This is a genomic window from Halarchaeum rubridurum, assembly GCF_014647115.1.
Lineage (GTDB): Archaea > Halobacteriota > Halobacteria > Halobacteriales > Halobacteriaceae > Halarchaeum > Halarchaeum rubridurum.
Genome location: NZ_BMOO01000003.1, coordinates 68,457 through 91,377, shown reverse-complemented (window position 1 = coordinate 91,377; position 22,921 = coordinate 68,457). Strand labels below are relative to the sequence as shown.

24 protein-coding genes and 2 tRNA genes are annotated in these 22,921 nt (G+C 69.2%); 19 read left to right on the top strand and 7 right to left on the bottom strand.

Features of this window, described 5'->3' with window-relative positions:
• The first annotated feature begins 172 nt into the window (after positions 1 to 172).
• From IEX84_RS06730 to IEX84_RS06720, 3 genes are all read left to right on the top strand, one after another.
• Positions 173 to 574, top strand: coding sequence for an ArsR/SmtB family transcription factor (locus IEX84_RS06730; protein ID WP_188871176.1), 402 nt, complete (start codon positions 173 to 175; stop codon positions 572 to 574).
• Entirely contained in the window at positions 571 to 1,626 is a 1,056-nt protein-coding gene (gene arsB / locus IEX84_RS06725) for an ACR3 family arsenite efflux transporter (RefSeq protein WP_188871174.1), read from the top strand. Before IEX84_RS06730 ends, arsB begins: the two co-directional genes overlap by 4 nt.
• A 100-nt stretch (positions 1,627 to 1,726) precedes the next feature.
• Complete coding sequence (locus IEX84_RS06720; protein WP_188871172.1) at positions 1,727 to 2,143, top strand: arsenate-mycothiol transferase ArsC; 417 nt, start codon at positions 1,727 to 1,729, stop codon at positions 2,141 to 2,143.
• Positions 2,144 to 2,170: 27 nt separating this feature from the next.
• Here the strand turns inward: IEX84_RS06720 and surE are convergent, their stop codons facing one another.
• From surE to IEX84_RS06690, 6 genes are all read right to left on the bottom strand, one after another.
• A complete protein-coding gene (surE, locus tag IEX84_RS06715) occupies positions 2,171 to 2,935 on the bottom strand; it encodes a 5'/3'-nucleotidase SurE (protein WP_188871170.1) in 765 nt (254 codons plus the stop codon).
• 48 nt (positions 2,936 to 2,983) lie between these two features.
• A complete protein-coding gene (locus IEX84_RS06710) occupies positions 2,984 to 3,526 on the bottom strand; it encodes a DUF7342 family protein (protein ID WP_188871168.1) in 543 nt (180 codons plus the stop codon).
• Positions 3,527 to 3,596: 70 nt separating this feature from the next.
• On the bottom strand, positions 3,597 to 4,088 hold the full coding sequence (locus tag IEX84_RS06705) for a hypothetical protein (RefSeq protein WP_188871166.1): 492 nt from the start codon (positions 4,086 to 4,088) through the stop codon (positions 3,597 to 3,599).
• Between the two features lies 1 nt (position 4,089).
• Positions 4,090 to 4,851 (bottom strand): hypothetical protein, encoded by a 762-nt coding sequence (locus IEX84_RS06700; RefSeq protein ID WP_188871164.1) that lies wholly within the window; start codon positions 4,849 to 4,851, stop codon positions 4,090 to 4,092.
• A 236-nt stretch (positions 4,852 to 5,087) separates the two neighbouring features.
• On the bottom strand, positions 5,088 to 6,494 hold the full coding sequence (locus IEX84_RS06695; RefSeq protein WP_188871161.1) for a small ribosomal subunit Rsm22 family protein: 1,407 nt from the start codon (positions 6,492 to 6,494) through the stop codon (positions 5,088 to 5,090).
• Positions 6,481 to 7,224 (bottom strand): prephenate dehydrogenase/arogenate dehydrogenase family protein, encoded by a 744-nt coding sequence (locus IEX84_RS06690; RefSeq protein ID WP_188871159.1) that lies wholly within the window; start codon positions 7,222 to 7,224, stop codon positions 6,481 to 6,483. The genes IEX84_RS06695 and IEX84_RS06690 overlap by 14 nt, the downstream gene beginning before the upstream one ends.
• A gap of 93 nt (positions 7,225 to 7,317) precedes the next feature.
• On the opposite strand from IEX84_RS06690, the gene IEX84_RS06685 reads away from it, so the two are divergent.
• Positions 7,318 to 7,893 (top strand): HalX domain-containing protein, encoded by a 576-nt coding sequence (locus IEX84_RS06685; protein WP_188871157.1) that lies wholly within the window; start codon positions 7,318 to 7,320, stop codon positions 7,891 to 7,893.
• Between the two features lie 47 nt (positions 7,894 to 7,940).
• Entirely contained in the window at positions 7,941 to 8,894 is a 954-nt protein-coding gene (locus tag IEX84_RS06680) for a PAS domain-containing protein (protein WP_188871155.1), read from the top strand.
• On the opposite strand, the gene IEX84_RS06675 is transcribed toward IEX84_RS06680, so the two are convergent.
• Positions 8,867 to 10,051, bottom strand: a complete 1,185-nt coding sequence (locus tag IEX84_RS06675) for a M24 family metallopeptidase (RefSeq protein WP_188871153.1) — start codon at positions 10,049 to 10,051, stop codon at positions 8,867 to 8,869. The genes IEX84_RS06680 and IEX84_RS06675 overlap by 28 nt on opposite strands.
• Positions 10,052 to 10,144: 93 nt before the next feature.
• Between IEX84_RS06675 and aroA the strand changes: the two genes are divergently transcribed.
• The 14 genes from aroA to IEX84_RS06605 all read left to right on the top strand — a co-directional run bounded on the left by aroA (position 10,145) and on the right by IEX84_RS06605 (position 22,855).
• A complete protein-coding gene (gene aroA / locus IEX84_RS06670; RefSeq protein WP_188871150.1) occupies positions 10,145 to 11,431 on the top strand; it encodes a 3-phosphoshikimate 1-carboxyvinyltransferase in 1,287 nt (428 codons plus the stop codon).
• Between the two features lie 258 nt (positions 11,432 to 11,689).
• Positions 11,690 to 12,868, top strand: coding sequence for a chorismate synthase (gene aroC, locus IEX84_RS06665; protein ID WP_188871148.1), 1,179 nt, complete (start codon positions 11,690 to 11,692; stop codon positions 12,866 to 12,868).
• A 52-nt stretch (positions 12,869 to 12,920) separates the two neighbouring features.
• The gene (locus IEX84_RS06660) at positions 12,921 to 13,553 is read left to right on the top strand and encodes a uracil-DNA glycosylase (RefSeq protein WP_188871146.1); all 633 of its coding nucleotides are present in this window, start codon (positions 12,921 to 12,923) and stop codon (positions 13,551 to 13,553) included.
• A gap of 81 nt (positions 13,554 to 13,634) precedes the next feature.
• Entirely contained in the window at positions 13,635 to 14,396 is a 762-nt protein-coding gene (locus tag IEX84_RS06655) for a glycosyltransferase family protein (protein WP_188871144.1), read from the top strand.
• A gap of 45 nt (positions 14,397 to 14,441) precedes the next feature.
• Positions 14,442 to 14,582: a rubrerythrin-like domain-containing protein gene (locus tag IEX84_RS06650; protein ID WP_188871142.1), complete on the top strand. Its 141-nt coding sequence runs from the start codon at positions 14,442 to 14,444 to the stop codon at positions 14,580 to 14,582.
• Positions 14,583 to 14,710: 128 nt separating this feature from the next.
• Positions 14,711 to 15,235 (top strand): response regulator, encoded by a 525-nt coding sequence (locus IEX84_RS06645; RefSeq protein WP_188871140.1) that lies wholly within the window; start codon positions 14,711 to 14,713, stop codon positions 15,233 to 15,235.
• 71 nt (positions 15,236 to 15,306) lie between these two features.
• Positions 15,307 to 15,389 (top strand) — tRNA-Ser (locus IEX84_RS06640).
• 226 nt (positions 15,390 to 15,615) lie between these two features.
• Positions 15,616 to 15,942, top strand: coding sequence for a DUF5785 family protein (locus IEX84_RS06635; RefSeq protein WP_188871138.1), 327 nt, complete (start codon positions 15,616 to 15,618; stop codon positions 15,940 to 15,942).
• A gap of 42 nt (positions 15,943 to 15,984) precedes the next feature.
• Positions 15,985 to 16,503: a GNAT family N-acetyltransferase gene (locus tag IEX84_RS06630; protein WP_209590257.1), complete on the top strand. Its 519-nt coding sequence runs from the start codon at positions 15,985 to 15,987 to the stop codon at positions 16,501 to 16,503.
• A gap of 5 nt (positions 16,504 to 16,508) precedes the next feature.
• Positions 16,509 to 16,582, top strand: a tRNA-Thr gene (locus IEX84_RS06625).
• A 90-nt stretch (positions 16,583 to 16,672) separates the two neighbouring features.
• Positions 16,673 to 21,556: a hypothetical protein gene (locus IEX84_RS06620; RefSeq protein WP_188871136.1), complete on the top strand. Its 4,884-nt coding sequence runs from the start codon at positions 16,673 to 16,675 to the stop codon at positions 21,554 to 21,556.
• 84 nt (positions 21,557 to 21,640) lie between these two features.
• Entirely contained in the window at positions 21,641 to 21,868 is a 228-nt protein-coding gene (locus tag IEX84_RS06615) for a MarR family transcriptional regulator (RefSeq protein WP_188871134.1), read from the top strand.
• Between the two features lie 124 nt (positions 21,869 to 21,992).
• Positions 21,993 to 22,682, top strand: a complete 690-nt coding sequence (locus IEX84_RS06610) for a hypothetical protein (RefSeq protein ID WP_188871132.1) — start codon at positions 21,993 to 21,995, stop codon at positions 22,680 to 22,682.
• Positions 22,679 to 22,855 (top strand): hypothetical protein, encoded by a 177-nt coding sequence (locus IEX84_RS06605; RefSeq protein WP_188871130.1) that lies wholly within the window; start codon positions 22,679 to 22,681, stop codon positions 22,853 to 22,855. Before IEX84_RS06610 ends, IEX84_RS06605 begins: the two co-directional genes overlap by 4 nt.
• Positions 22,856 to 22,921 lie beyond the last annotated feature (66 nt).

Sequence of the window (22,921 nt, the reverse complement as noted above, 5' to 3'; positions counted from 1 at the left end):
ACCCCACGCTCGCGCGTCAGCGCACCCACCGACGACGCACGACCGGCGACGACGCACGACCGGCGACGACCGACGACGCACGCCCCGCGACGGCCGGCGGTCCGTACCCGAGTTATCTGAACTCGCATTCAGACCGCAACCCCTATCTGCAGCGTCGTGCAGATAGCTGGTGATGGCAGAGTCAGCGACACGACTGGAGCGACTCCTCGCGGACGAGCTCGGCGACTGCTGCGACGCCGACGTGACGGCGCGACGGGCCGAACTCGACGCGCTCGCGGACGAGGCGTTCGCGGACGACGACACCCGCGCGCCGTTCGCCGTCCTCGGGAACGAGACGCGGTATCGGCTCGCCCGCGCGCTCGCCGTCGACGGGACCGAGCGCTGCGTCTGCGAGCTCGAAGCCCTCGTCGACGTCAGCGAGAGCGCCGTCAGCCACGCGCTCGCCGACCTCGTCGACGCCGGCCTCGTCGACCGACGCAAGGACGGCAACTGGCGCTACTACGAGAGCACCGCGCTCGCGAACGGGCTGTTCGCCGCCGCGGAAAGCGAGGACGAGACGGGGGCCGCCGAGTGAGCGACTCCCTCGGCGTCCTCGACCGCTACCTCACCGTCTGGATCGGCCTCGCCATGCTCTGTGGCGTCGCGCTCGGACGCTTCGCGCCCGGCGTCGTCGACGTCCTGAACGCCGTCACGTGGCACGGCACTAGCCTCCCCATCGCCGTCGGGCTCTTCGTGATGATCTTCCCCATCATGGCCGAGATAGAGTACGACCGCATCCCGCGCGTCACCCGCACCAATCGAGCCGAGATCGGTCTCACGCTCGCGTTCAACTGGCTCGTCGCGCCCGCGCTCATGTACGGCCTCGCCGTCCTCTTCCTCGGTGGATATCCCGACCTCGTCACCGGCCTCATCATCGTCGGCATCGCGCCCTGCATCGCCATGGTGCTCGTCTGGAACGAGCTCGCCGCCGGCAACCAGGAGCTATGCGCGGTCTGCGTCGGCGTCAACAGCCTGTTGCAGATCGCCCTCTTCGTCCCCTACGCGTTCTTCTTCCTCACCGTCCTCCGCGGGACCGCCGTCGACGTCTCGATGGCCCTCGTCGCGCAGATGGTCGGCGTCTTCCTCGGCCTCCCGCTCGTCCTCGGCTACCTCACCCAGCGCGTCGCCTTCCGCACCGTCGGCCGCGAGGCCTACTACGGCCGCTTCATCCCGCGCATCGGCCCGCTCGGCCTCCTCGGGTTGCTCTTCACCGTCGTCGTCATGTTCGCGCTGAAGGGCGACGTCATCGTCGCCGACCCCCTCCGTATCGTTCGCATCGCCGTCCCGCTCTTCGTCTTCTTCGTCGCGCTCTGGGTGGTCGCCTACGGCGTCAGCGCCGCGGTCGGCTTCGACTACACGGAGGGCGTCAGCCTCGCGTTCACCGCCGCCTCCAACAACTTCGAGCTCGCCATCGCCGTCGCCGTCGCCGTCTTCGGCATCGGGAGCGACGTCGCGCTCGCCACCGTCGTCGGCCCGCTCATCGAGGTCCCCGTGATGCTCGCGCTCGTCCGCGTCGCGCTCGCCACCAAGGACTCGCTGTTCGACGACGCCCCGACCGGCACCGCCTTCACGCCCACCGACGACTGACACCCATGCCCCACACAGCCACGACCGAGACCACAGGAACCACCGCACCGCACGCGACAGCCACCACGACAGCCGACACCGTGAACGGGATGATGGTCCGATGACGACCACCCTCGCCTTCGTCTGCGTGCAGAACGCGGGCCGCTCGCAGATGGCGACCACGTTCGCCGAGCGCGAGGTCGCCGCACGCGGCCTCGACGACGAGATCGAGATCGTCACGGGCGGCACCGACCCCGCCGAACACGTCCACGCGGAGGTCGTCGAGGCGATGCGCGCGGTCGACATCGACCTCACCGGGCGCGAACCGCGCGAGGTGACGTTCGAGGAGGTCCAGCGCGCCGACTACGTGGTCACGATGGGCTGTTCGGCCGACGACGTCTGCCCCGCGGGGTGGGCGGGCGAGAACCGCGATTGGGACCTCGACGACCCGGACGGCCGGGACCCCGCAGCCGTCGCCGCGATACGCGACGAGATCGAGGCGCGCGTGCGCGACGTGCTCGACGAAGTGACGGCGTAATCCGCGAAGTGGCGGCGAGCCGGTAGCTCAGTAGTCCGCGGCGAGGGTGTCGAGGACCTCGTGGTGTTCGGTCGTGTGGGGGGCGGTGAGCGGCGAGACGCTCGTCGACCCCTCGACGACGGCGCGAAGGTCGCTGTCGTCGGGTTCGCCCGCGACGATGCCCCGGTCGATTCGGTCCCACATCTCGTCGTGGAGTCGGAGGTGGTCGCCGTCGCGCTCGACGCGCATCTCGTAGCCGTGCGTCGGTCGCGTCACCGCGAGGTCGCCCGTCCCCGTCCCGGGACGGGGCGCGTTCACGTTCAGGTAGTCCGCGCGCTCGAAGACGCCCGAGTCGAGCGTGTGCGCGACGAGGTAGCGCGTGACGGCCGCGGCCTCCGCGTAGTCCGCCTTCGGCGTCTCGCCGGACTCGAAGTCCTCGCTCGTCAACGCGAGCGACACGGAGATCGCGGGGACGTCGAAGAACGCGGACTCGACGGCGGCGCTCACGGTCCCCGACCGGCCGAGGACGTACATCCCGAGGTTCCCCCCGCGGTTACAGCCGGAGACGACGAGGTCCGCGTCCGGGACGAGCGACTCCAGCGCCGCGACCACGCAGTCGGAGGGCGTCCCGCGGACCGCGTAGCCGTACTCGTGCTCGTCGACGACGACCTCACGGGAGAGCGCGCGGCCCGTCGCGCTCATGTCCACCGCGGGCGCGACCGCGGTGACGTCCCCGACGGCCGAGAGCGACTCGTAGAGCGCGGCGAGGCCGGGGCTCTCGATCCCGTCGTCGTTGGTGAGAACGATCTTCATACCGAGCGGTCGGGGAGACGTCCCTTCGATGTTGTCATTCGGACCGCATCAGGGGCCGACGCTCGACGACGCCCCGCGACCGCCCTCGAAGCGGAGCTTCGCCAGCCGGACCTCGCGGAGGCGGCGCTCGACCGTCCGCCACTCGCCGAGTTTGTCCGCGGCGTCCTCGAACTCCGCGTCCGGAACGTCGTCGAGCACGACCGCGTCCGGGGTCGCGGCGTCGAAGTGCTCGGAGAGGGCGTCGGCGCGCTCGCGGTAGGCGTCCAACCGTTCGTCGAGCGCATCTGCCGAGCCGGCGTCACGGGCGAGCTCGGTCACCCGTCGGAACTCGAAGTACGGCTCGTGTCGGGTGAAGAGCGCGGGATTGTCGGCGACCTTTTCCAGCACGCCGAGGTCGACGAGCCATTCGAGGTGCGTCCGCGCGCCCTCCTTGCCGCAGTCGGCGCGCTCCGCGACGTCACCGACTGCGGTCGGTTCGGTGAGCGTGGTGGCAACCTCGTAGACCCGCTCGCGGACGGTCCGGTTCGCCTCGACGTCCTCCCACTCGTCGGCCAAGGAGAAGTCGGTCGGAGGGGCACTCCCGTCGGTCATGCTACCCTCTCGGGCGTACACGTACATTAATCTGCGGATGGACGGATATATGTGCGCCTGGCCGGTCGCGTCAGTCGCGGAGAAACGGCCAGTCGCCGTCGCCGGGGTCGAACCCGTATTCGGATGGGTAAGTCGGTTCGTCAGGGTTCTCCCAGAGGGCGGTGTATCGTTCACGGAGTGCGTCGAAGACGACACCGACGACCGCGCTCTGGCTAGCGGGATACACGGCGGCGAGCGCCTCCCGCGACGTGTTGTTCGGGTCCGGTGGCGGGTGGAAATGATCGCGGTCGCTATGTGGGTTCTCGTGACGGTCCCACCGACACGACCACGTTTCGCCGGACCAATGTTCCACGTACACAACGTTGAACTCGCCCGCTCGTCCGAACCGAAAGTCGACCGTGACGGCCTCGACGACCGACGGGTAATGGTCGGACTCCAGACGTGCGACGACTCTGTCGGGTTTCGCCGGCGGGAACGGCCGTACGCTTCGGACCATCGACAGGCCGGCCACCCGCCGCGCGACGAGGCGCGAGAGTTCCTCGTTGACGTCGGTCCCCGGCACGTTACTCGTCCGTCACGTGGCGGATTTCGTCGACTATCGTGGCGATCTCCTCGCTCGTGCGGTCGCCGACGTCGAATTCGACCGTGATGGTCACGTCGGACGAATCTGACGAACCTCCGGGCACCTCATCTTCCGTCTCAGCCACTGTCTCCCGTTCCCCGTCAGTCGTCCCGCCGGTGGCCGCTGCCGGCGACGGGTGCTTTCGGGTGAGGGACTCCACGAAGGGCGCGTAGTCGTCTGAGAGTATGAGGCGTGTCTCGTATCCCCGCTTTCCTGTTCGGTATTCGCCGAGGCCGGCCGCCTGAGCGGTTTTTATCAGGAGGTTCACCTCTCGGTCCTTCACTTCGTCGTCGATCACGGAATCCGCGGCCTCTCGAAACGCGCTCTGCGTGACACAAGCGTCTCCCATCACTTCGGACGTCGCGTTCCCCTCGTGCGCCTGAACCAGAACCTCTCGGTACGGCCGGAACTCCTCGATAGCCTCACGGAACAGCTCTTCGACGGTCTCGTTGCCGTCGTAGGACGACTGATAGCCGAGCCCGGTCCCCCGCGTCGTGAGCCGAAACACGTCGTCCGTACCGCTATCGACCTCGCGCAAGAACCCGAGACGGCGGGCGAGCGTGAGTCCACGCCGGAGATCACGCGTCTTCCCCGAAACCTCCTCGTACACCTCGTTCCGGGTGAACTGGTCGACGCCCTTCATCGCTCGGCAGATGTCATACACTACCTCTGGGTTCGCCCGCTGTGGGAGAGCAGTATCCATAAGCGTAACACGAAACCAACCCACATAAACCCTCGCACATGACGCACCAGATAGCCTATACCTCGTCTGTAGCACCGAATCGGCCATACTTTGCATGAATATCCGGACCGCCAGTTCTGATTCGCGTTACTCATTCGCCATCTATTCCACCACATATCGATGTGAAGCCGGCCAAGCCGGATATGTGGGTCACCGAGCGGAATGATGACGCGTCGAGCGGAGAACGAGGGTCGGTCTCAGCCGAGGCGGTCGACGACGACCTCGTCGTCGACGACGAAGTTGTACGCGCCCTCGTCGTTGTTCCAGAGGCAGAGGACGGACTCGAAGGAGAGGAGGTCGCCGTAGTCGGCGCCGAGGAGGTCGCGGTTGAGCGCGCTCCGGTCGACGAGGACGGCGTAACAGTCGGTGTCCTCGCTCCCGTCGCTGATCTTGAACAGCGGGTTGCCGGCCTCGGAGAGGTCGCCGGAGAGTTTGGCGGCGACGAGGTCGACGCGGTTCGAGACGTGGCGTTCGGCCTCGCCGAGTTTCGCGTAGCGCGAGGCGGGGAGCGAGACGTCGTGTTTCCGCCGGCCGTCCGTCCGCAGGAAGGCGTAGCTGTACTGCACCGTCTCGTTCAGGAACTCCGTGGGGCGCTCGGCGGCCTCGGCGAGGCGACGCTGGAAGCCCGGGGCCGCCACGTCCGGTTTCGCGACGAACGACCAACCGCGGTCCGTCGGGCGTTCGTCGTCCCAGAGCCGAACGGTCGGCGCGTAGACGGTGACGCCGCGCGTCTCCAGTTCGCGTTCGACCTCGCGGAGGCCGATGCTCGTGTTGCGGTCCGCGGGCGCGACGAGGACGAGCGTGCCGTCGTCCGCGAGCACGTCGAGGTAGGTCTCGGCGACAGCGACGGGGTCGTCGAGTTCGCTGAGGACGCTGAAGGCCGTCACGAGGTCGAAGTCGCCGCCCTCCGCGAGAGCGGCGGTGTCGAGGGCCTCGGCGGTCTCGGGGTGGAGCGTCGCGTGGACGTTCGAGTCGGCGGCGTCGAAGAAGGCCGTGAGGAGGTCGGCGGCGGGGCTCGGCTCGACGGCGTGGTAGTCGAGGAGCGCGTCGTCGGGGAGCGCGTCCGCGAGGCCGAGGAAGGGGCCGCCGACGCCCGCGCCGAGGTCGAGGACGCGCGCGTCGCGCGGGAGGAGGCCGTCGGCGGCGAGGTCCGCGGCGACGTACCGCCCGACCGCGTAGTAGTCGGGGAGGTGGTAGACGGCGTAGCCGAGCGCGGCCGTCGCGTCGTACGTGACGTCGTTCTCGTGGTAGTAGTCGGCCTTCAGCCGGCGGATCGCCTCGCGGAGGGCGTCGCCGCTCTCGCCGCGGTGCCAGTCCGGGCCGTACGTCTCGACGAGGCGGTCCTCCAGCACGCGGGCGTGCTCGTCGGGGAACGCCGTGACGGTCTCGCGCTCGACGCGCGCCGGCCCCGGCTCTACGGGAACGAAGGTTCCGTCCTCGCGCTCGACGAGGCCGAGCGACGCCGCCTCCTCGCGGAGGGCCTGCCGGACGACCGCGGGGTGGCGCGGCGTGCTGAGATACTCACAGACCTCCTCGGGATCGATGGGGCGGACTCCCCGGAGGTACTTCGCGTTCGACCGGAGTTCGTCTCTATTTACGGACATCGTCGTAGAGGGCGTCGTACTCGTCGGGGTCGGTGTCGGCGAGGCGCGCGGCGGCCGCGGCGACGTCGTCCGCGCCGTCGAAGGTCGCCTGGATGTCGGCGTAGACGCGCGGCGTCCCGTCGAGGACGCGCTCGGCGAGCGCGGCGAGGCGCTCGTAGACCGGCGTCGTCAGCTCGTCGGGGACGTCGTCGTCCGCGTCCGACGCGGCGAGCGCGAACGCGAGTATCGCGGCGTGGGTTCGGCCCTGCACCGTCCGCATCGCGTCGTCGTGCTCCTCGGGGGCGACGTCGACGAGGTCGTTGCCCGCGGCCTCGATGTCTCGTCTGAGCGCGTCTGTCGCGGGGCCGCTCGCGGCCGTCGAGACGGCGACCGTCCCGGGCGCGGCGTCGCCGCCGAAGAGCGGGTGGAAGCTCACGCGTTCGCGCGCGGGGGCCGCGGCGGCCATCGCGTCGAGCGGCGCGCGCATCGACCCCGTGACGTCCACGACGGCCTGCTGGGCCTTCCCGGCGTGTTCGGCGATGGCCTCGCTCGCCACGCGCATCGGCACCGCGAGACAGACGACGCCGAACGACTCCGTCGTGTCGAGGGGGACGGCGCGCGCACGGGGGCCGAGCGCGTCCGCCGCGGCCTCGGCGCGCGCGGGGTCCGCGTCCGCGAACGCGACGTCGGGCGTGACGGCGGCCGCGAACCAGCGGCCCATCTCGCCCGCGCCGACGACGAGTGCGTCCATGCCGACCCGATAGCCCGCGCGCGGCCAAAAGGGGTTCGTTCCCGTCGGTCCGTCGGGAGGTTTTAAGCGTCGCGGTGACGAACCCAAAATCGAATGACCGACCGGCCGACCGTACTCGTCGTCGAAGACGACCGGGACCTCGCGGACCTCTACGCCGCGTGGCTCGACGGCGACCACGCCGTCCGCACCGCAAACTCGGCGGAGGAAGCCCTCGAGCGGTTCGACGACGAGGTCGACGTCGTGCTACTGGACCGACGACTCCCGGAGTCATCCGGTGACGACGTCCTCGCCGAACTCCGCGGTATCGGGAGCGACGTGCAAATCGCGATGGTGAGCGCCGTCGACCCCGACTTCGACATCATCGAGATGGGGTTCGACGCGTACCTCGTCAAGCCGGTCGCACGTGACGACCTCACCGACCTCGTCAGCCGACTGCTCGCCCGTCGGCTGTACACGGTCGAGGTCCGCGAGTACTTCTCGCTCGCCGCCAAGCGCGCCGCCCTCGAAGCCCAGAAGGACGCCGACCAGCTCGCCGACAACGAGGAGTACCAGCGCCTCCTCGCCGACATCGAGGCGCTTGAGGGCGAACTCGACGAGGAGCTCGGCAACCTCGACGACGAGGACGTCGCCGCCGTCTTCCGGTCGCTGCGCGAACACGGCGACGAGTGATCCGCCAACGCGCTTTTGACGGTTCGCCCGCTACCTCCCCGTAGTGTATGGACGACGGTGTCCGCGTACTCTACGTCGGTGACCACGCCGACGGGAAACGCGCACGTGCCCTCGACGCGACCGCGGCGGTAGCCGGGGTCGTCACCGCACCCGACGGTGCGTCCGTCGTCGACGCCCTCTCCGAGCACGACGTCGACTGCATCGCCTGCGAGGACGGCCTCGCCGGCATCGACGCGCTCGGCGTGCTGCGCCTCGTCCGCGACGCCGACCCCGCGATTCCCTTCGTCCTCTACGCGACCGACGGCGACGAGAAACTCGCCGCCGACGCGATTTCCGCGGGCGTCACCGACTACGTCCGCGCCGACGAGGAGGAGAGCCTCGACCGGCTCGCCGACACGCTCGTCTCCGCCGCGCGGCGCTATCAGGCAGAGCAGGACGTCGCGCTCCTGAACGACCTCGCGCGGAACGTCTACGAGCGCATCACGGACGCCTTCTTCGCGCTCGACCGGGACTGGCGCTTCACGTACATCAACCAGGAAGCCGAGAACCTCCTCGAAGTCACCGCCGAGCGAATCGTCGGCGAGAACGTCTGGGAGGTCTTCCCCGAATCCGTCGGCTCGACGTTCTACACGGAGTTCCACCGCGCCATCGCCACCCAAAACCCCGTGACCTTCGAGGAATCCTTCGGCCCGCTCGACAAACAGTTCGAGGTCCGAGCCTACCCCTCGGAGGACGGCCTCTCCATCCACTTCCGGCAGACCGTCGCGGGCGAGTCCACGCGCGGCGACCACCTGATGGAGCTCACGAGCGTCCTCTCCTACGACCTCGCCGACTCCATCGACAACGCGCGCGCCGCCCTCGACTCGGCCCAGTCCTCGAACCCGGACATCGACGACCTCGACGACGTGGAGGCCGCCCTCGACCGGATGGACGACCTCGTCAACCACTCCATCACGCTCGCCAACGAGGGGGATTACTCGACGACGAACTCCACGGGGTAATCCGTCAAATCCTCGTAGCCGTCCTCGGTGACGACCGCGATGTCCTCGATGCGGACGCCGCCGACCGCCGAATCGTAGAGCCCCGGCTCTATCGTGACGACGTGGCCCGGCTCCAGCGCCTCGTCCGCACCCTCGCTCAGCCGCGGCCCCTCGTGGACGTCGAGGCCGACGCCGTGGCCCGTCGAGTGGATGAACCCCGTCTCGGTGTCGGGGTCCGAGCGCAGCGTCGGATAGCCCGCGTCCTCGTAGACGTCGCAGACCGCCGCGTGGACGTCCGCGCCCGTCGCGCCGGGTTCGAGCGCGTCGAACGCCGCCTCGAACGCTCGTTCCGTCACGTCGTAGAACTCGCGGGCCGCCTCGGTGGGTTCGCCCTTCACGAACGTCCGGGTCATGTCCGCGTGGTACTTCGAGGCCTTCTCGCGCGGGAAGATGTCGATTACGACCGGCTCGTTCACCCGCAGCGGGCCGCGCCCGCGGTTGTGCGGTTCGGCGGCGTCCGCGCCGCAGGCGACGATGGTCTCGTCGAGGCTACAGCCGTGTCGGAGGAGCGTCACCTCGATTTCCTCCTTCACGCGCTCGGCGGTGAGCGGGTCGTCCCGGTAGAGGAGCACGCCGTCGACGACGTCCGCCTCCGCGAGGAGGTCCTCCGCGGCCGCCATCGCCGCCTCGTTGGCCTGCTGCGCGGACCGGACGTGCTCGATCTCCGTCTCGGTCTTCACCGCGCGGGCGTCGCCGACGACGTCGTCGCGGTCGGCCGTCACCGCCACGCCGCGCTCGCGGAGGTCGTCCGCGACGCCGAGCGGGAAGCGCTCGTTCGTCGCCACGTCCGTGGCACCGAACTCGTCGAGGAAGGCGGCGAGGACGCGCCGCGACGCCTCCTCGCGGCCGTGCTCGGCGACGAGCGCGTGGTAGTCGTAGTCCGCGTAGCGGCGCACAACGTCCGCGCGGGCCTCGTTCGTCGCGCGGCCGTACTCCAGGCCGGAGACGAGGAGGGCCGTCCGCTCGGGCGTGTAGAGCGTCACGAAGGGGCCGGGCGCGTCGAAGCCCGAGAGGTAGTACTGGTCGGCGAGGTCGGCGCTCGCGTGCAGGAGGTAGCCGTCGCGGCCCGCCTCGCGGAGGAACGCGTCGAGCGCGCCGTAGTCGCGTTCGTCGTCCATGCGCGTGGGTCCGCCCGCCGCGACAAAAGGGTTTGCCGTCGCTCTCCGGCGGCCCCGGAACGCTTACGGACGCCTCACGCGTCCGATTCGCGTATGCAGGTCACGGTCCCGCAGTCGCGCGTCCACGGCGACGCGCAGGTACCGCCGTCGAAGAGCTACACGCACCGCGCGATCCTCGCCGCGGGCTACGCGGACGGCGCGCTCGTCCGGCACGCGCTGAAGTCCGCCGACACCCGCGAGACGATGGGCGCGGTGGAGGCCTTCGGCGGCGACGTCGTCGAGGTGGAGGGCGTCCTCGAAATCGACGGGTTCGACGGGAACCCCGAGGCCCCGCCGGACGTCGTCGATTGCGGGAACTCGGGGACGACGATGCGCCTCGCCACCGGCGCGGCCGCGCTCGTCGACGGCGGCACCGTCCTCACCGGCGACGTGTCGCTGCGCTCGCGCCCGCAGGCGCCGCTCCTCGACGCCGTCGAACAACTCGGCGGACGGGCGCGCTCGACGCGCGGGAACGGACAGGCACCGCTCGTCGTCGAGGGCCCCATCGGGGGCGGGTCGGTGACGATTCCCGGCGACGTCTCCTCGCAGTTCATCTCCGCGCTCCTGATGGCGGGCGCGGTGACCGACGACGGGCTCGAAATCGAGCTCTCGACGGAGCTGAAGTCGGCGCCGTACGTCGACATTACGGTCGAGCTACTCGACGACTTCGGCGTCCACGCCGAGCGGACCGAGGCGGGCTACCGGGTCGACGGCGGGCAGACGTACGAGCCCACGGAGGGCGAGTACGCCGTCCCGGGCGACTTCTCCTCTTCGTCCTACCTGCTCGCGGCGGGCGCGCTCGCCGGCGACCCCGAGGTGGAGGTGCGCGGCGTCTACCCGAGCGCGCAGGGCGACAGCGCGATTCTCGGAATCCTCGAGGAGATGGGCGCGGACCTCGACTGGCACCGCGACGACGGCCGCGCGGTCGTGCGGCGCTCCGAGCTGACGGGGACGACCGTGGACGTCGGAGACACGCCCGACCTCCTGCCGACACTCGCGGTGCTCGGCGCGGCCGCCGACGGCACCACGGAGCTAGTGAACGCGGAGCACGTCCGCTACAAGGAGACGGACCGTGTGAGCGCGATGGCGGAGGAGTTGGCGAAGATGGGCGCGGAAATCGAGGAGGAGCGCGACGCCCTGATCGTCCACGGGAGCGAGAGCGAGCTCGTCGGCGCGGACGTCGAGGGGCTCGGCGACCACCGCGTCGTGATGTCGCTCGCCGTCGCGGCGCTCGTCGCGGAGGGCGAGACGACGATCACGGGCGCGGAGGACGTCGACGTCTCCTTCCCGGGGTTCTTCGACACGCTCTACGATCTCGGCGTGAGCGTCTCGCGGGAGTAGCGAGCGGCGCCGCGGGCCACGGCGCGCGGGAGTGGGGGCTGACACGCCGGCGTTCGTCTCCCGGGGGGTCGCCGGCGGGTTTCGCTCACCCACCCCGGGCGCCTCGGTTAGTGCACGACCCGGGGTGGTCGCGTCACGGGACAAGAAGCCGCGGGTCCGGGTTCGAGGCGAGCCCGGGTTCGGACCCGGTCCGCGGTCCGGGTCCGATTTTGCGCGTTGTGCAAGGCCTTTAACCACGCGCGGTCGAACCCCGTAGTAATGAACGGGAACCGTTTCGGACGGCTCTTTCAGGTGACGACGTACGGCGAGAGCCACGGGAAGGGGATGGGCGCGACGGTCTCGGGCGTCCCCGCGGGCCTCGAACTCGACGAGGAGGACATCCAGTACGAACTCGACCGGCGCAAGCCCGGCCAGTCGATGATTTCGACGTCGCGGGGCGAACCGGACGCGGTGACGATCCAGTCCGGCGTGCAGGACGGCTACACGACGGGGACGCCCATCGGGCTGACCATCGAGAACAAGGACGCGCGTTCGGGCAAGTACGAGCCGTTCATCACGGCGCCGCGCCCCTCGCACGGCGACTTCACGTACTCGGCGAAGTTCGGCACGCGCAACTGGGGCGGCGGCGGGCGCTCCTCGGCGCGCGAGACGGTGAACTGGGTCGCGGCGGGCGCGATTGCGAAGAAGGTCCTCCGCGAGAACGGCGTGCGCGTGAAGGCGCACGTGAACCAGATCGACGACATCGAGGCGGGCGAGGTGTCGTGGGAGGAGATGCTCGAGAACACCGAGGAGAACGACGTGCGGTGTGCGGACCCCGAGGCAGCGGCGGCGATGCAGGAGCGCATCGAGGAGTACCAGGAGCGCGGGGACTCCATCGGCGGCTCGATCTACTTCGAGATTCGCGGGGCACCGCGAGGACTCGGCGCGCCGCGCTTCGACAGCGTCGAGGCGCGTCTCGGGCAGGCGCTCATGTCGGTGCCGGCGACGACGGCGTTCGAGTTCGGCCTCGGACGCGAGGCGCGCGCGTACAGCGGAAGCGAGCGCAACGAGGACTGGACGTTCGACGAGAACGGCGACCCGGTCCCCGTCGGGAACGACCACGGCGGCCTCCAGGGCGGTATCACGACCGGCCAGCCGATCTACGGCGAGCTGACGCTGCACGCGCCGACGTCCATCCCCTCGGAGCAGACGACGGTGGACTGGGAGACGGGCAAGGAGAAGACCGCGCAGGTCATCGGCCGCCACGACCCCGTGCTACCGCCCCGCGGCGTCCCCGTCGTCGAGGCGATGTGTCGGCTGACGATTCTCGACTTCATGCTGCTCGGCGGTCGAATCAACCCCGACCGGATGGACGACGAGCCCGGCGAGTACGACACCGACTACCACCCCGCCAGCCCGGAGAACGACCCGGACGACGCGGAGACGCACGTCGAGTAGGTGGACACGGAGAGTCGGCACGCCTTTGCGGGGCGCGCGCCTCGGGGGCGCCATGGACGCCCACCAGGAGACGCGGTACAACCCGTTCGGGATGGACGAGGGGTGTCGCAATTGCGAGGGCCTCTGCGACGTCCGCGAGCGCGTCGTCCACGGCTACGGCGACGCGGGCGCGGACTTCGTCTTCGTCGGCGAGCGACCCAGCGCGGGCGCGGAGCGGACGGGCGTGCCGTTCACGGGCGACGCGGCCGGCGAGCGCTTCCAGGACGTGCTCGGGCAGGTCGGGCTGAACAACTCGCTCCCGTCGAGCGAGGAGCCGGAGGTCGAGAACGCCTATCTGACCTACCTGACGCGGTGTCGCCATCCGGAGCGCGAGCCGACTGACGCGGAGGTGGCGACGTGCGAACCCTTCTTGAACGCGGACCTGCGGATGATAAACCCGGAGATAATCGTGCCCGTCGGCGAGCGCGCGCTCGCGGAGATCGGCACGGAGTACACGACGACGCCGGCGGACGAACTCGACGTCGTCGAGCACCACGCGGAGCGGATTCGCGGCCGGGGCTTCGAGCTGATGCCGATGGTCCACCCGGGGGCGATGACGGACGAGCAGGCGGACGCGTTCGTGACGGCTTTCCTCGACCTCCTCGACACGGACTACCGGCAGACGAAGGGGCGGCGGGGACGGTAGGGCACGACGCTCGCTGACGGCGACGACGCGGCCGCCGACGAACGCGGGGGGTTGAAGGGCGGCGCACGCGGACGAGGGCCTATGACACTTCTCGTCGCTATGGTCGAGCCGCCCCGCGAGGGCCTCGTGCTCCCGCGGTTGGCGGACACGTCGCCGTTGACGCCCGCGGAGACCGTCGGACTCTACCGCGAGATGACGAAGGACCTCCTGCGCGCCGGGATGGAGAGCGGCGGCGACGTGCTCGTGAACTACCGGCCGGACGACCTCCTGCCGGAGCCGCACGTCCGCGAGCGCTCGAGCGAGGACGCGGTGCGCGAGCTCGTTGCCGAGGTACTCGACGACGACGAACTGGACGGGACGCGCTTCGAGGTGCAGGTGGGGTCGAACTACGAGGCGCGGGTGGGGAACACGGTGACGCACCTCCTCGAGGCGGAGGACGAGTCGTCGGTCGCGGTGGCGGAGCCGGTCGCGCCGCTGTTGGACCGGTCGGCGCTCGACGCGGCGGCGATGAAGCTCCGGCGGCGCGACGTCGTGCTCGGGCCGGCGGGTGACGGACGCGTCCACTACGCGGCGTTCGGCGACCCCATCGACTTCGCGGGCGCGTACGCCGTTCCCGAAGTGGAGACGCTGACGGCGCGGGCGCGCGACGCCGACCTCGACGTGGACTTCGTCCCGCCGTCGACGGCGGTGCGGACGGGTGCGGACCTGCGCACGCTCATCCCGCGCGTCGCGTCGCGTCGGCGCGCCGGTCGGTCGACCCCGGCGCATACGGCCGCGTTCCTCGCCGACCTCCCGGTGCACGTCACCGAGGAGGCGGGCGAGCGGACGCTCGTTCGAAAGTGAGGGGGGCGGGAAACGCTTATATCGAGTGGCGTGCTATCAGTAAACATGCGTCCGTCGGTAGAGACGAAAGACAGCGAAACGTACGAGTGCGTGCACTGTGGTGCGCGCGTCGTCGCGCCGGAGACGCGCGTCTGTGAGTCGTGTGGCGGCTCGCTCCAGAGCCTCTCGCGCTCGCGTGACCTCTAGGCGTGCCCGCGTCCGCCGGCCGGCGAATCGGCGTGACCGAAACGGTTAGGGGGGCGTCCACCACTCTGTGAGTACGCGCGTATGTCCCGAACCGTGGGTACCCGAGGGGTACCCGGAGGAACGACCCGATGGCGTTGATGATCTGTGAGGCGTGTTCGACAGCGCAGAATTTCTCCATCCTGCGCTCGGACGCGACCTGTCACGTGTGCGGCGCCGGCGAGGAGTTCCTCGCGCCGGTCTCGGAGGCCGACTCGGACGTTGGAGCCGACCGGACGGACACCGTACTGCTCGCCGACGACAACGACGAGCTCCGCGAGACGTTCCGGCTCTGGCTCGCCGCCGACCGCTGGGAGTGCTGGATGGCCGCGGACGGCGAGGAGACGCTGAACGCCCTCGGCGACGACGTCGACGTGCTCGTCCTCGACCGCCGGATGCCCGACCTCACGGGCCCGGAGGTCGTCGAGCGCCTCGGCGAGACGGACTTCGACGGCCAGGTTCTCGTCGTGAGCGCGTACGAGCAGGACACGCTCTTGAGCGAGGACGACGTCGCGGGGTACCTCACGAAGCCCATCCGCCGGCAGACGTTCGTCGAGACGCTCGAACGCGTCGTGCCGGCGGGCGAGGACACCGACGTGGACGACGGCGACGCGTAGCGCGACGCCGACCGTCGGGCGACCCGAGGCCGAAAGCCGCATACGGGACCGGTGAGTACGATACGCTGCGCGGCGAGGTGGCGGAGCGGCCTATCGCGCCGGTCTTGAAAACCGGTGGCATTCAGCCTCCTGGGTTCGAATCCCAGCCTCGCCGTTTCTGCCGAGCGAAGCGAGGCGTACGGCGTGCTGGATGCGAGCACACGAGACGAACGGAGAGAGTCTCGTCCAGTTCGAATCCCAGCCTCGCCGTTTCTGCCGAGCGAAGCGAGGCGTACGGCGTGCTGGACGCCGACACGGGAGACGAGCGTGCGAACGCGTGAGCGACGCCGGCGCGTGCGTGGAGGGTAACCGTTTTGGGTACCCCTACCGCACGTCCGTGTATGGAGGACATGTACGACGAGTCGGGCCGCGACTGGCCCCACGACCCCGACGGCGAGGAGGGGAGCGAGGGCGGGCGCAAGTACGGGATGGCCGTCCTCTCGAAGAAGGTCGACGAGGACGAGGACTTCCCGCTGCAGAAGGAGGCGTTCGTCGCGGAGTACGGCGACGACCCCGTCCGAATCAACTACCGGAAGGTCGTCTCCGTCGCGGACATCTTCGAGCACGTCGAGGCCGAGGAGTACTCCGATAAGGTCGACTTCTGGAAGCAGGTCGGTCAGGGGATGCGCGACGGCGACCTCTGGGACTACCGGCCGACGGGCGAGTGAGTAGGCGACGGCCCTAAGGTCGACGCGCCCGTCGTTGACACGATGGCGCGACGCGCACCCGACGGCGTGCGAATCGAGGCGGCGACGATGGACGACCTCGACGCCCTCGTCGACCGCTGGGTCGCGCTCGTCGCCGATCAGCGCGACTACGGCACGCACCTCCTCGCGGCCGAGAACCGAACGACCGCCCGCGACGTCCTCTCGCAGTACGTGGCGACCGACCGGGTGTTCGTCGCGCGGCCCGCCGGAACCGAGACGCCGGTCGGATTCGTCATGTTCCACCCGGAGAGCGGGCTCTACGACGAGGACGTCACGCGCGGCGTCGTCGACAACGTCTACGTCGACCCCGCGTACCGCGAGCGCGGCATCGGCAGCGCCCTCCTCGACGCGGCGGAGGACGCCCTCTCCGAGGCCGACGTCGACGTTCTCTCCATCGCCGTGATGGCCGACAACGAACGCGCCCGCGCCCTCTACGAGGAACGCGGGTATCGACCGCAGCGACACGTCTTGGAGAAGCCGCGGGAAAGCGACACGCACACAAAGGAGGGCGACGAACGCTGAGACGCGCCAAGGGAGCTTGGGCGGTTCAAGCACTCGATTTGTAATCGAGAATTCGGGGGTTCAAATCCCTCCCTTGGCTTCCGACCAAATGTTTAGAATCCAAGCCTGAAACGGCTGGATTGGACGCTTCCGCCCCAGCAGATTCTCTCGGTAAAACGGGGTGTTCGGCATGAGCGGTCTCTCCGACGCGCAGTGGGAGACCATCCTCGACGAGGCCGACCCCCAGACGTACGGCGAGGTCCTCGAGACGCTCCGCGAGCGCGACGAGTTCTTCGACGGCGACGCGCGCGATGTCCTCGACGCCGCCCTCGACGATGTCCTCGTCGAAACCGACGACTGGACCATTGGCTTCGCCGACGAGGATGACGTCGGCGAAGACGGGCCAGAGGGGGATGACGAGGTCTGTATAGCATCATCGAGTTCATCAACCGAATCGGATGCCAGGTCGTGGGCAGACGCTGATTTCGCGACCCCTGAGAGCGGACGATGGGCCACCGACCACGTCGAGCGCGGGCAGTGGATGGGCCACAAGGCCGGCGATAAACAGCCGTTCGCCCCCTGGGCTGACGCCGACGCCCCGGTCTCGTGCGACCACCACGAGGAGCCAACGACCTGCGCAGAGTGCGGGCACAGCGCCCGGTACAAGTGGGGGTACGAGGGGAACTACACGGACCACGACGAAGCCCTCCTGTGGGCCGACCGCGACCCACGCCTCGCCGGACTAGCGTTCATCCAGCGCGCCGACGACCCACTCGCCTTCGTCGACGGCGACGACGTCCGCGACCCCGAGACCGGGGGCATCCACCCCGTCTTCGAGACCTTCCTCGAACACCTCGGTGTTACGTACGGCGACATCTCGGTGAGCGGCGCCGGCGTGCACGCAGTCTACCTCGGAGCACTCCCCGAGGGCGTGAAGGAGGCCAAGTGGGAGATCGACGACGAACCGTGGGGGGCGAACGACGAGCTCCCCGCCATCGAGATCTACGACGGCAAGCACGTTTGCGTCGCCACCGGCGAACACATCCCCGGCACCCCGGAGAGCGCCACCGAGTGGGACGACGACGCACTCGAAGCGATCCTCCGGGCAAACGACCAACTCAACACGCGCGACGCGTCCGCCGACGACTACAGCGACTTCGACATTGAGGACTACGACGCCGGTGCGACATCGAGCGACGAGACGGCCAACGACGTGCGCGACATCTACGCCGCGCTCGACCGCCTCAACGCCCAAGAAGTCGCCGAGCGGACCATCGTCGATGAGTGGATCGACCCGAGCCACGCCGACTACCGTGCGTTCGTCCCCACATGGGCCAACCCAGGATACGAGGGAACTGCGAACTTTGTCACGGCTGACGTCTGGAAGGACTCGGGAACGCGCGGCGGGAAAGGCGGTCCTGCCTGCATGGCGGCGATCGACGCCGGGCTCGTTTCCGATCGTGACTGCCCGAGTCGCGTTAACGGCGGAACGTGGTGGGAAGCCGTCGACCACCTCCGCGACCTCGGATTCCCCATCCCCGAATACCAGCCCGAAAACGACGAGGACGACGCAGACGACCCCCGCGACCTCCTCGGCCTCGACGTCGTGGTGGAGCCCGCGAACGCTCTCGCAGCCGCGAGCGCCGTCACACCCGAGGACCTCACCGACCCCGACGCCCTTCCCGAGCTCGCACGCGACGACGTCGACGACGTCGCGATCGCCGTCGCCCTGCAGGAAGGCTGGATCACGACGCCCGACCAGTTCCCCGCGGATGGCCGCTACACCGAGGCGTACTACCTCGCACGCGACCGCTACGGCGCCCCCCTCCCGAAGTACCTCGACAACACCACGCTCGAGGAGCGTGCAGACCTCGCGATGGCCGCCGTCGATCGCATCACGCCCGAACACATCCTCGACACCTGCGAGTCCACCGTCACTGTCGACGACCCCAGCGGGACGGCAACCGCGAAACTCGACCCGACTTGGGAAGACAGCGAGAGCGGCGAACGGATCATCGCCGGCTACGGCCGCGGGTTCTGGTGCGCGAAGCATAGCCCCGGCCAGCCCGAAGGCAACCGCACGTTCGACGCCCTCCAACTCGTCGCCCTCGAGCACGACCTCGTCGAGAACGAATTTGTGCGGCCGCGTGGCGAGGCCTACAAACAAGCGTACCGCCTCCTCCGCGAGGAGTACGGCGCCCCGCTCCCGAAGTGGCGTGCAACCATCCTCGAGCATCGCGCCGTCCTCCCGCCCGCTGTCCGCCTCCTCGACGACGACCACCGCGCCACGCCCGCCGAATCGCTCGCCGATGCCCGTGCCGAGACGGAGGCGCTCGTTCGCGACGCCGTCACTGTGCGCGACCGCGCCCAACTCCTCACCGTCGTCCCCGGCGGTGGGAAAACGTACAGTGCGGCCGTCGTCGCCGACGAGAAGCCCATCCTCTACGTCGCCTCCCGGAACGAGCTGAAAGACCAGATGGAGGCCTACGTCCACGAAATCCACGCCGACGACGACACACACCCGGACGCCGAGCCGACGTGTATGCACCTCCCGATCCTCGCCGAGAACCAACTCGGCGACGCCGCGATCGAGGCCGGCGTCGGCGCCGTTCGCGAACACGGCCGCGACCTCCTCCGCGACCGCGATGCACTCCTCGAGCACGTCACTGAATACATCGAGGATGCCGAGGACGCCGAGGAGACCGACGCCGACAGTGAAGACATCGACCTCGACCGGTCGACGTGCGCGACCGCTGAAGGCGACTACAGCCTGGCGTGGCGTGTCGCCGTCCAAGTGGCGCGTGCGCTCGGGCATCGACCTGCGGACCTCCACACGAACGCGGAGGCTCTCTTCGGCGAGGAACTCCCCTGCCGCCACGAGATCGGCGAGTGCGAGTACACAGCCGCATGGGAGGCCGCTCGCGACCCGGACAACCCGAAGGACGTCCTGATCGGCTCGCCCGGCCACGCGTTCGTCGACAGCGCGACAACCTACTTCGAGCGGCGTGGGAACGAACGCGTCGAACGCCCACGTGCCGTTGTCGTCGACGAGTTCCCCGGCGAGACATTCGCGACGGACTACGGCGACCGCTTCATGGATCACGCCGTCTGGCTCGCGGACGCTCTCCGTGGCGTGCAGACTCGCGAGGACCTCGGCGCTGCCGACCTCGCCGACGACACCTGGATCAACGCCTGGCTCAACGGCGAAGGGGCCGACTACGCCCCCGCCGCAGACGCCAAGGAGGTGTTCACCGCACTCGCGTCGATCGCCGACGCTACCACCGAAGCACACGCGCTCCTGGACGGCCAGCTCCTCGCCGACGTCGACGCCGACACGAACGTCGACATCGAGCGGCTCCGTGGCCTTCTTCAGGATCTCGTCGACGCGACTCCCGGAGGCGACGTCCTCCACGACGTCCAGGACGGCGTCCGTGACATCCTCGACGACGTCGAAGGACGTGCCCACCACCGCTACACGAACGGGCGGGGTGCTGGCGCGCTCTACGCGCTCCGCGACCGACTCGAAGACATCCTCGGCAGTCTCGCCGAGGGACATGCCGGGTTCGACGATCGCGACCCGCTCGCCGCGGCCAGCGCGGCCGTCGACGACCTCCCCGCGAGTGGCGACCTCGAACACCTCCTCCGGAATGCCATCGACGCCGTCGGCACACGCGCCGCCAAACCCCTCCTCGAGGCCGCCCTCACTGCACTCGATGGAGGACGAGACGGCTGTCGCGCGCTCGCAATCCACGCAACCGACGGCTACGCTCACCCCACCGCGTGGGCGCTCCTCGCCGGCGCCATCGCCGACACTGAGCACGGCAACGCCACCGACGTCGCCCTCGACACCTTCTCCCTCGACGAGGAACGCGACGGCGGACACTTCAAGCGTCTCACGAAGAACGACGCCACCATCGCCGTCGACAAGAACCACCACGGCGCCATCGTCGTCGACACACCCGCGTTCACCGACATCACTGGCGCGAAGTGCGCCGTCCTCGGCCTCGACGCAACCGGGCGTACCGACCTCTGGCGGCTCGCCATCGGCCGCGACACCCAGCGCCGCGACATCCACGACACAGACGCCGAACGCCGACGCTTCCTTCGCGAAACGATGAACCTCACCGTCGTCCAGACCACCGACCGCCCCCTCCCCTACCACGGGAAGCCAGACGGGAAGAACTTCCAGGAGGACCTCGAGCTCATCCGCACCGTCGCCAACGAGTACACCGGCACACACCCCGAGGCGTTCGACGACAAGGGCCCTGCCGTCATCTCCACCCTCAAAGTCCTCAACCACCTCGAGGACGACCTCGCCGATCACGCCGGCGACACCGTCAACTACGAGAACATGAAGGGCAGCGACGCACTCGGCGACCACCAAGTCGCCGTGATCCTCGGCTCCCAGCACTACGGTGACGCCGCCCCCGAGAAATGGGCGCTCCTCGCCGGACAGGACGCCGGCCGTGGCGACACCCGCGGCCCCACTCTCGACTACGGCAGCGACATCGCGAACGCCTACCTCCACCACATGCGCGAAGACCACACCATGCAGGCGATCCTTCGCGCCGGCCGAAACGCCGACGCGAGCGTCGTCTTCGCCCACACGTCCGCCCTCCGCGACGACCTCCCCGTCGACGACCAAGGCGCCGTCGTCTCCGCACACTCCCGTGGCACCCTCGCCGTCGTCGACGCCGCACGCGACCTCCGTGGCCGAACGTTCACCGCCCGCGACATCGCGACCGCGATCGACGACGTCGGCCTGCGGCAGGTCCAGAACGTCCTCGCAGACCTCCGCGATGGCGGCTACCTCCGCGTCGACACCCAGGGCTCGCGTGGCCGTGCCTACGAGTACGAGCTCGGCGACGCCGATCCCGGCCTTGCCGACGTCGACCTCCCCGAACTCGAGGACGCCACCGGCAGCGGCGAAAACGAAATCTCGGGTAGTAGTACCGAATATACGTGGAATTTCGTTTTCGAAGGTGGCGACCAGCCTGATGCAGGGGTGACGCCCCCGTCGCGAGCGACGATCCCGGTGAGCGACACCGTCGACGCGGCTGCACCACCGACCTAACCCTCGGTCGCGGCGTCCACGAACAGGCCATGACACCCCGGTGTGTCATGGGTCGATCAGCCAGCGGTATCCCCAAATCAGTCTATGAGCACACAACAGAACCCCGTGGAAGATCTCCCCCCGGCGTCGAAACTCGTCTACCTGACGCTCGAGGACGCCGCGCCGGCAACACAACGTGAGCTGGCGGAGGCGACGATGCTCCCGCGGCGGACGATCCGCGACGCGCTCCGCCGGCTGCGTGACGTCGACGTCGTTGAGGCCCGTCCGAATCCTCGCGATGGCCGGATGCGGCTCTACGACGTCGTGGAGTAGCGACATTCGACGACGCGACCCTCTTCGTTCATCACCCTCCAGCGGCATCTGTCAATAACCAGAGCGCCCCCTCTGTGGGCGTGTTCCTATGCCCCCGCGTTGAGAGCGTGGGTGGTTCCCAGCTATGTCTCTCGCCAAATCACCACTTTCAGAGTCGGACGTCCAGACTGACGAGTGCGCTCGCGACGACTGCGACGTCGAGTTCGACGTCCACCGGGGGGCCGTCGCGGGCTCCTACTGCAGTCGGGACTGCGCGTGGCGCGACCAGGGTGGCGTCCTCAAGACGATCGTGCACGACCACCGGTTCTGCGCGACGTGCTTCGCGCGGATCAAGGAGACTGTCTCTCCGGACGACGACTGGCGCGAACGCCATGCATCCGCGCTTGAGTCCGCGCTTGACCAAGGCGGCGAGTTCGTCGCCGGTGAGGGTGGGCAGATGGTGCTCGACGCTACCGACTGCGACCACCACCGCGTTACGAGCGTCGACGCCGTCATCGGTGTTCAGTATCTCACCGATCAGGCCGATCACGGCCTCCGCTCCCTCCCCAGTCCGGACGCAAGCGATCGTGCAACCTGGGCGCCGATCTGCCAGTGTGGCAACACCGATCACTCGCATCACGAGCCCGAGTTCGATGGGGAGGACACCGTTGCGCGCGCCTACAACCTCATCGCCCTCCTCGAGTTCCTCCGCGACGAGGACAAAGCCCCACGCTCACCAGATGGGGCCGCGTTGATGCGGAACGTCCGCGTCGACGGCGAGGTGTCGTGGCGGCGCGCGATCGGTGCCGCCCTCCAGGAGGATCCGCGGCGATGACCACGCCGGATCGCGTCGCCTTCGAGATTTTCGACGTCGTCCTCGAGGGTGACGTCGTCGACGACGAGCTCGACGCCGAGTACGGGCGGCCGCCCGAGCGCATCCTCCGCGTCGACGTCCCCGACCGCGGTGTCTATCGCGTTCGCGAAGGCGACGTCGTCGCGCCGGCGTAACCCGGGTGTCCCGATGACCCAACGTGGCGAGGGATCACCGGCGAATCGCCCAGGTAACATCCTCAG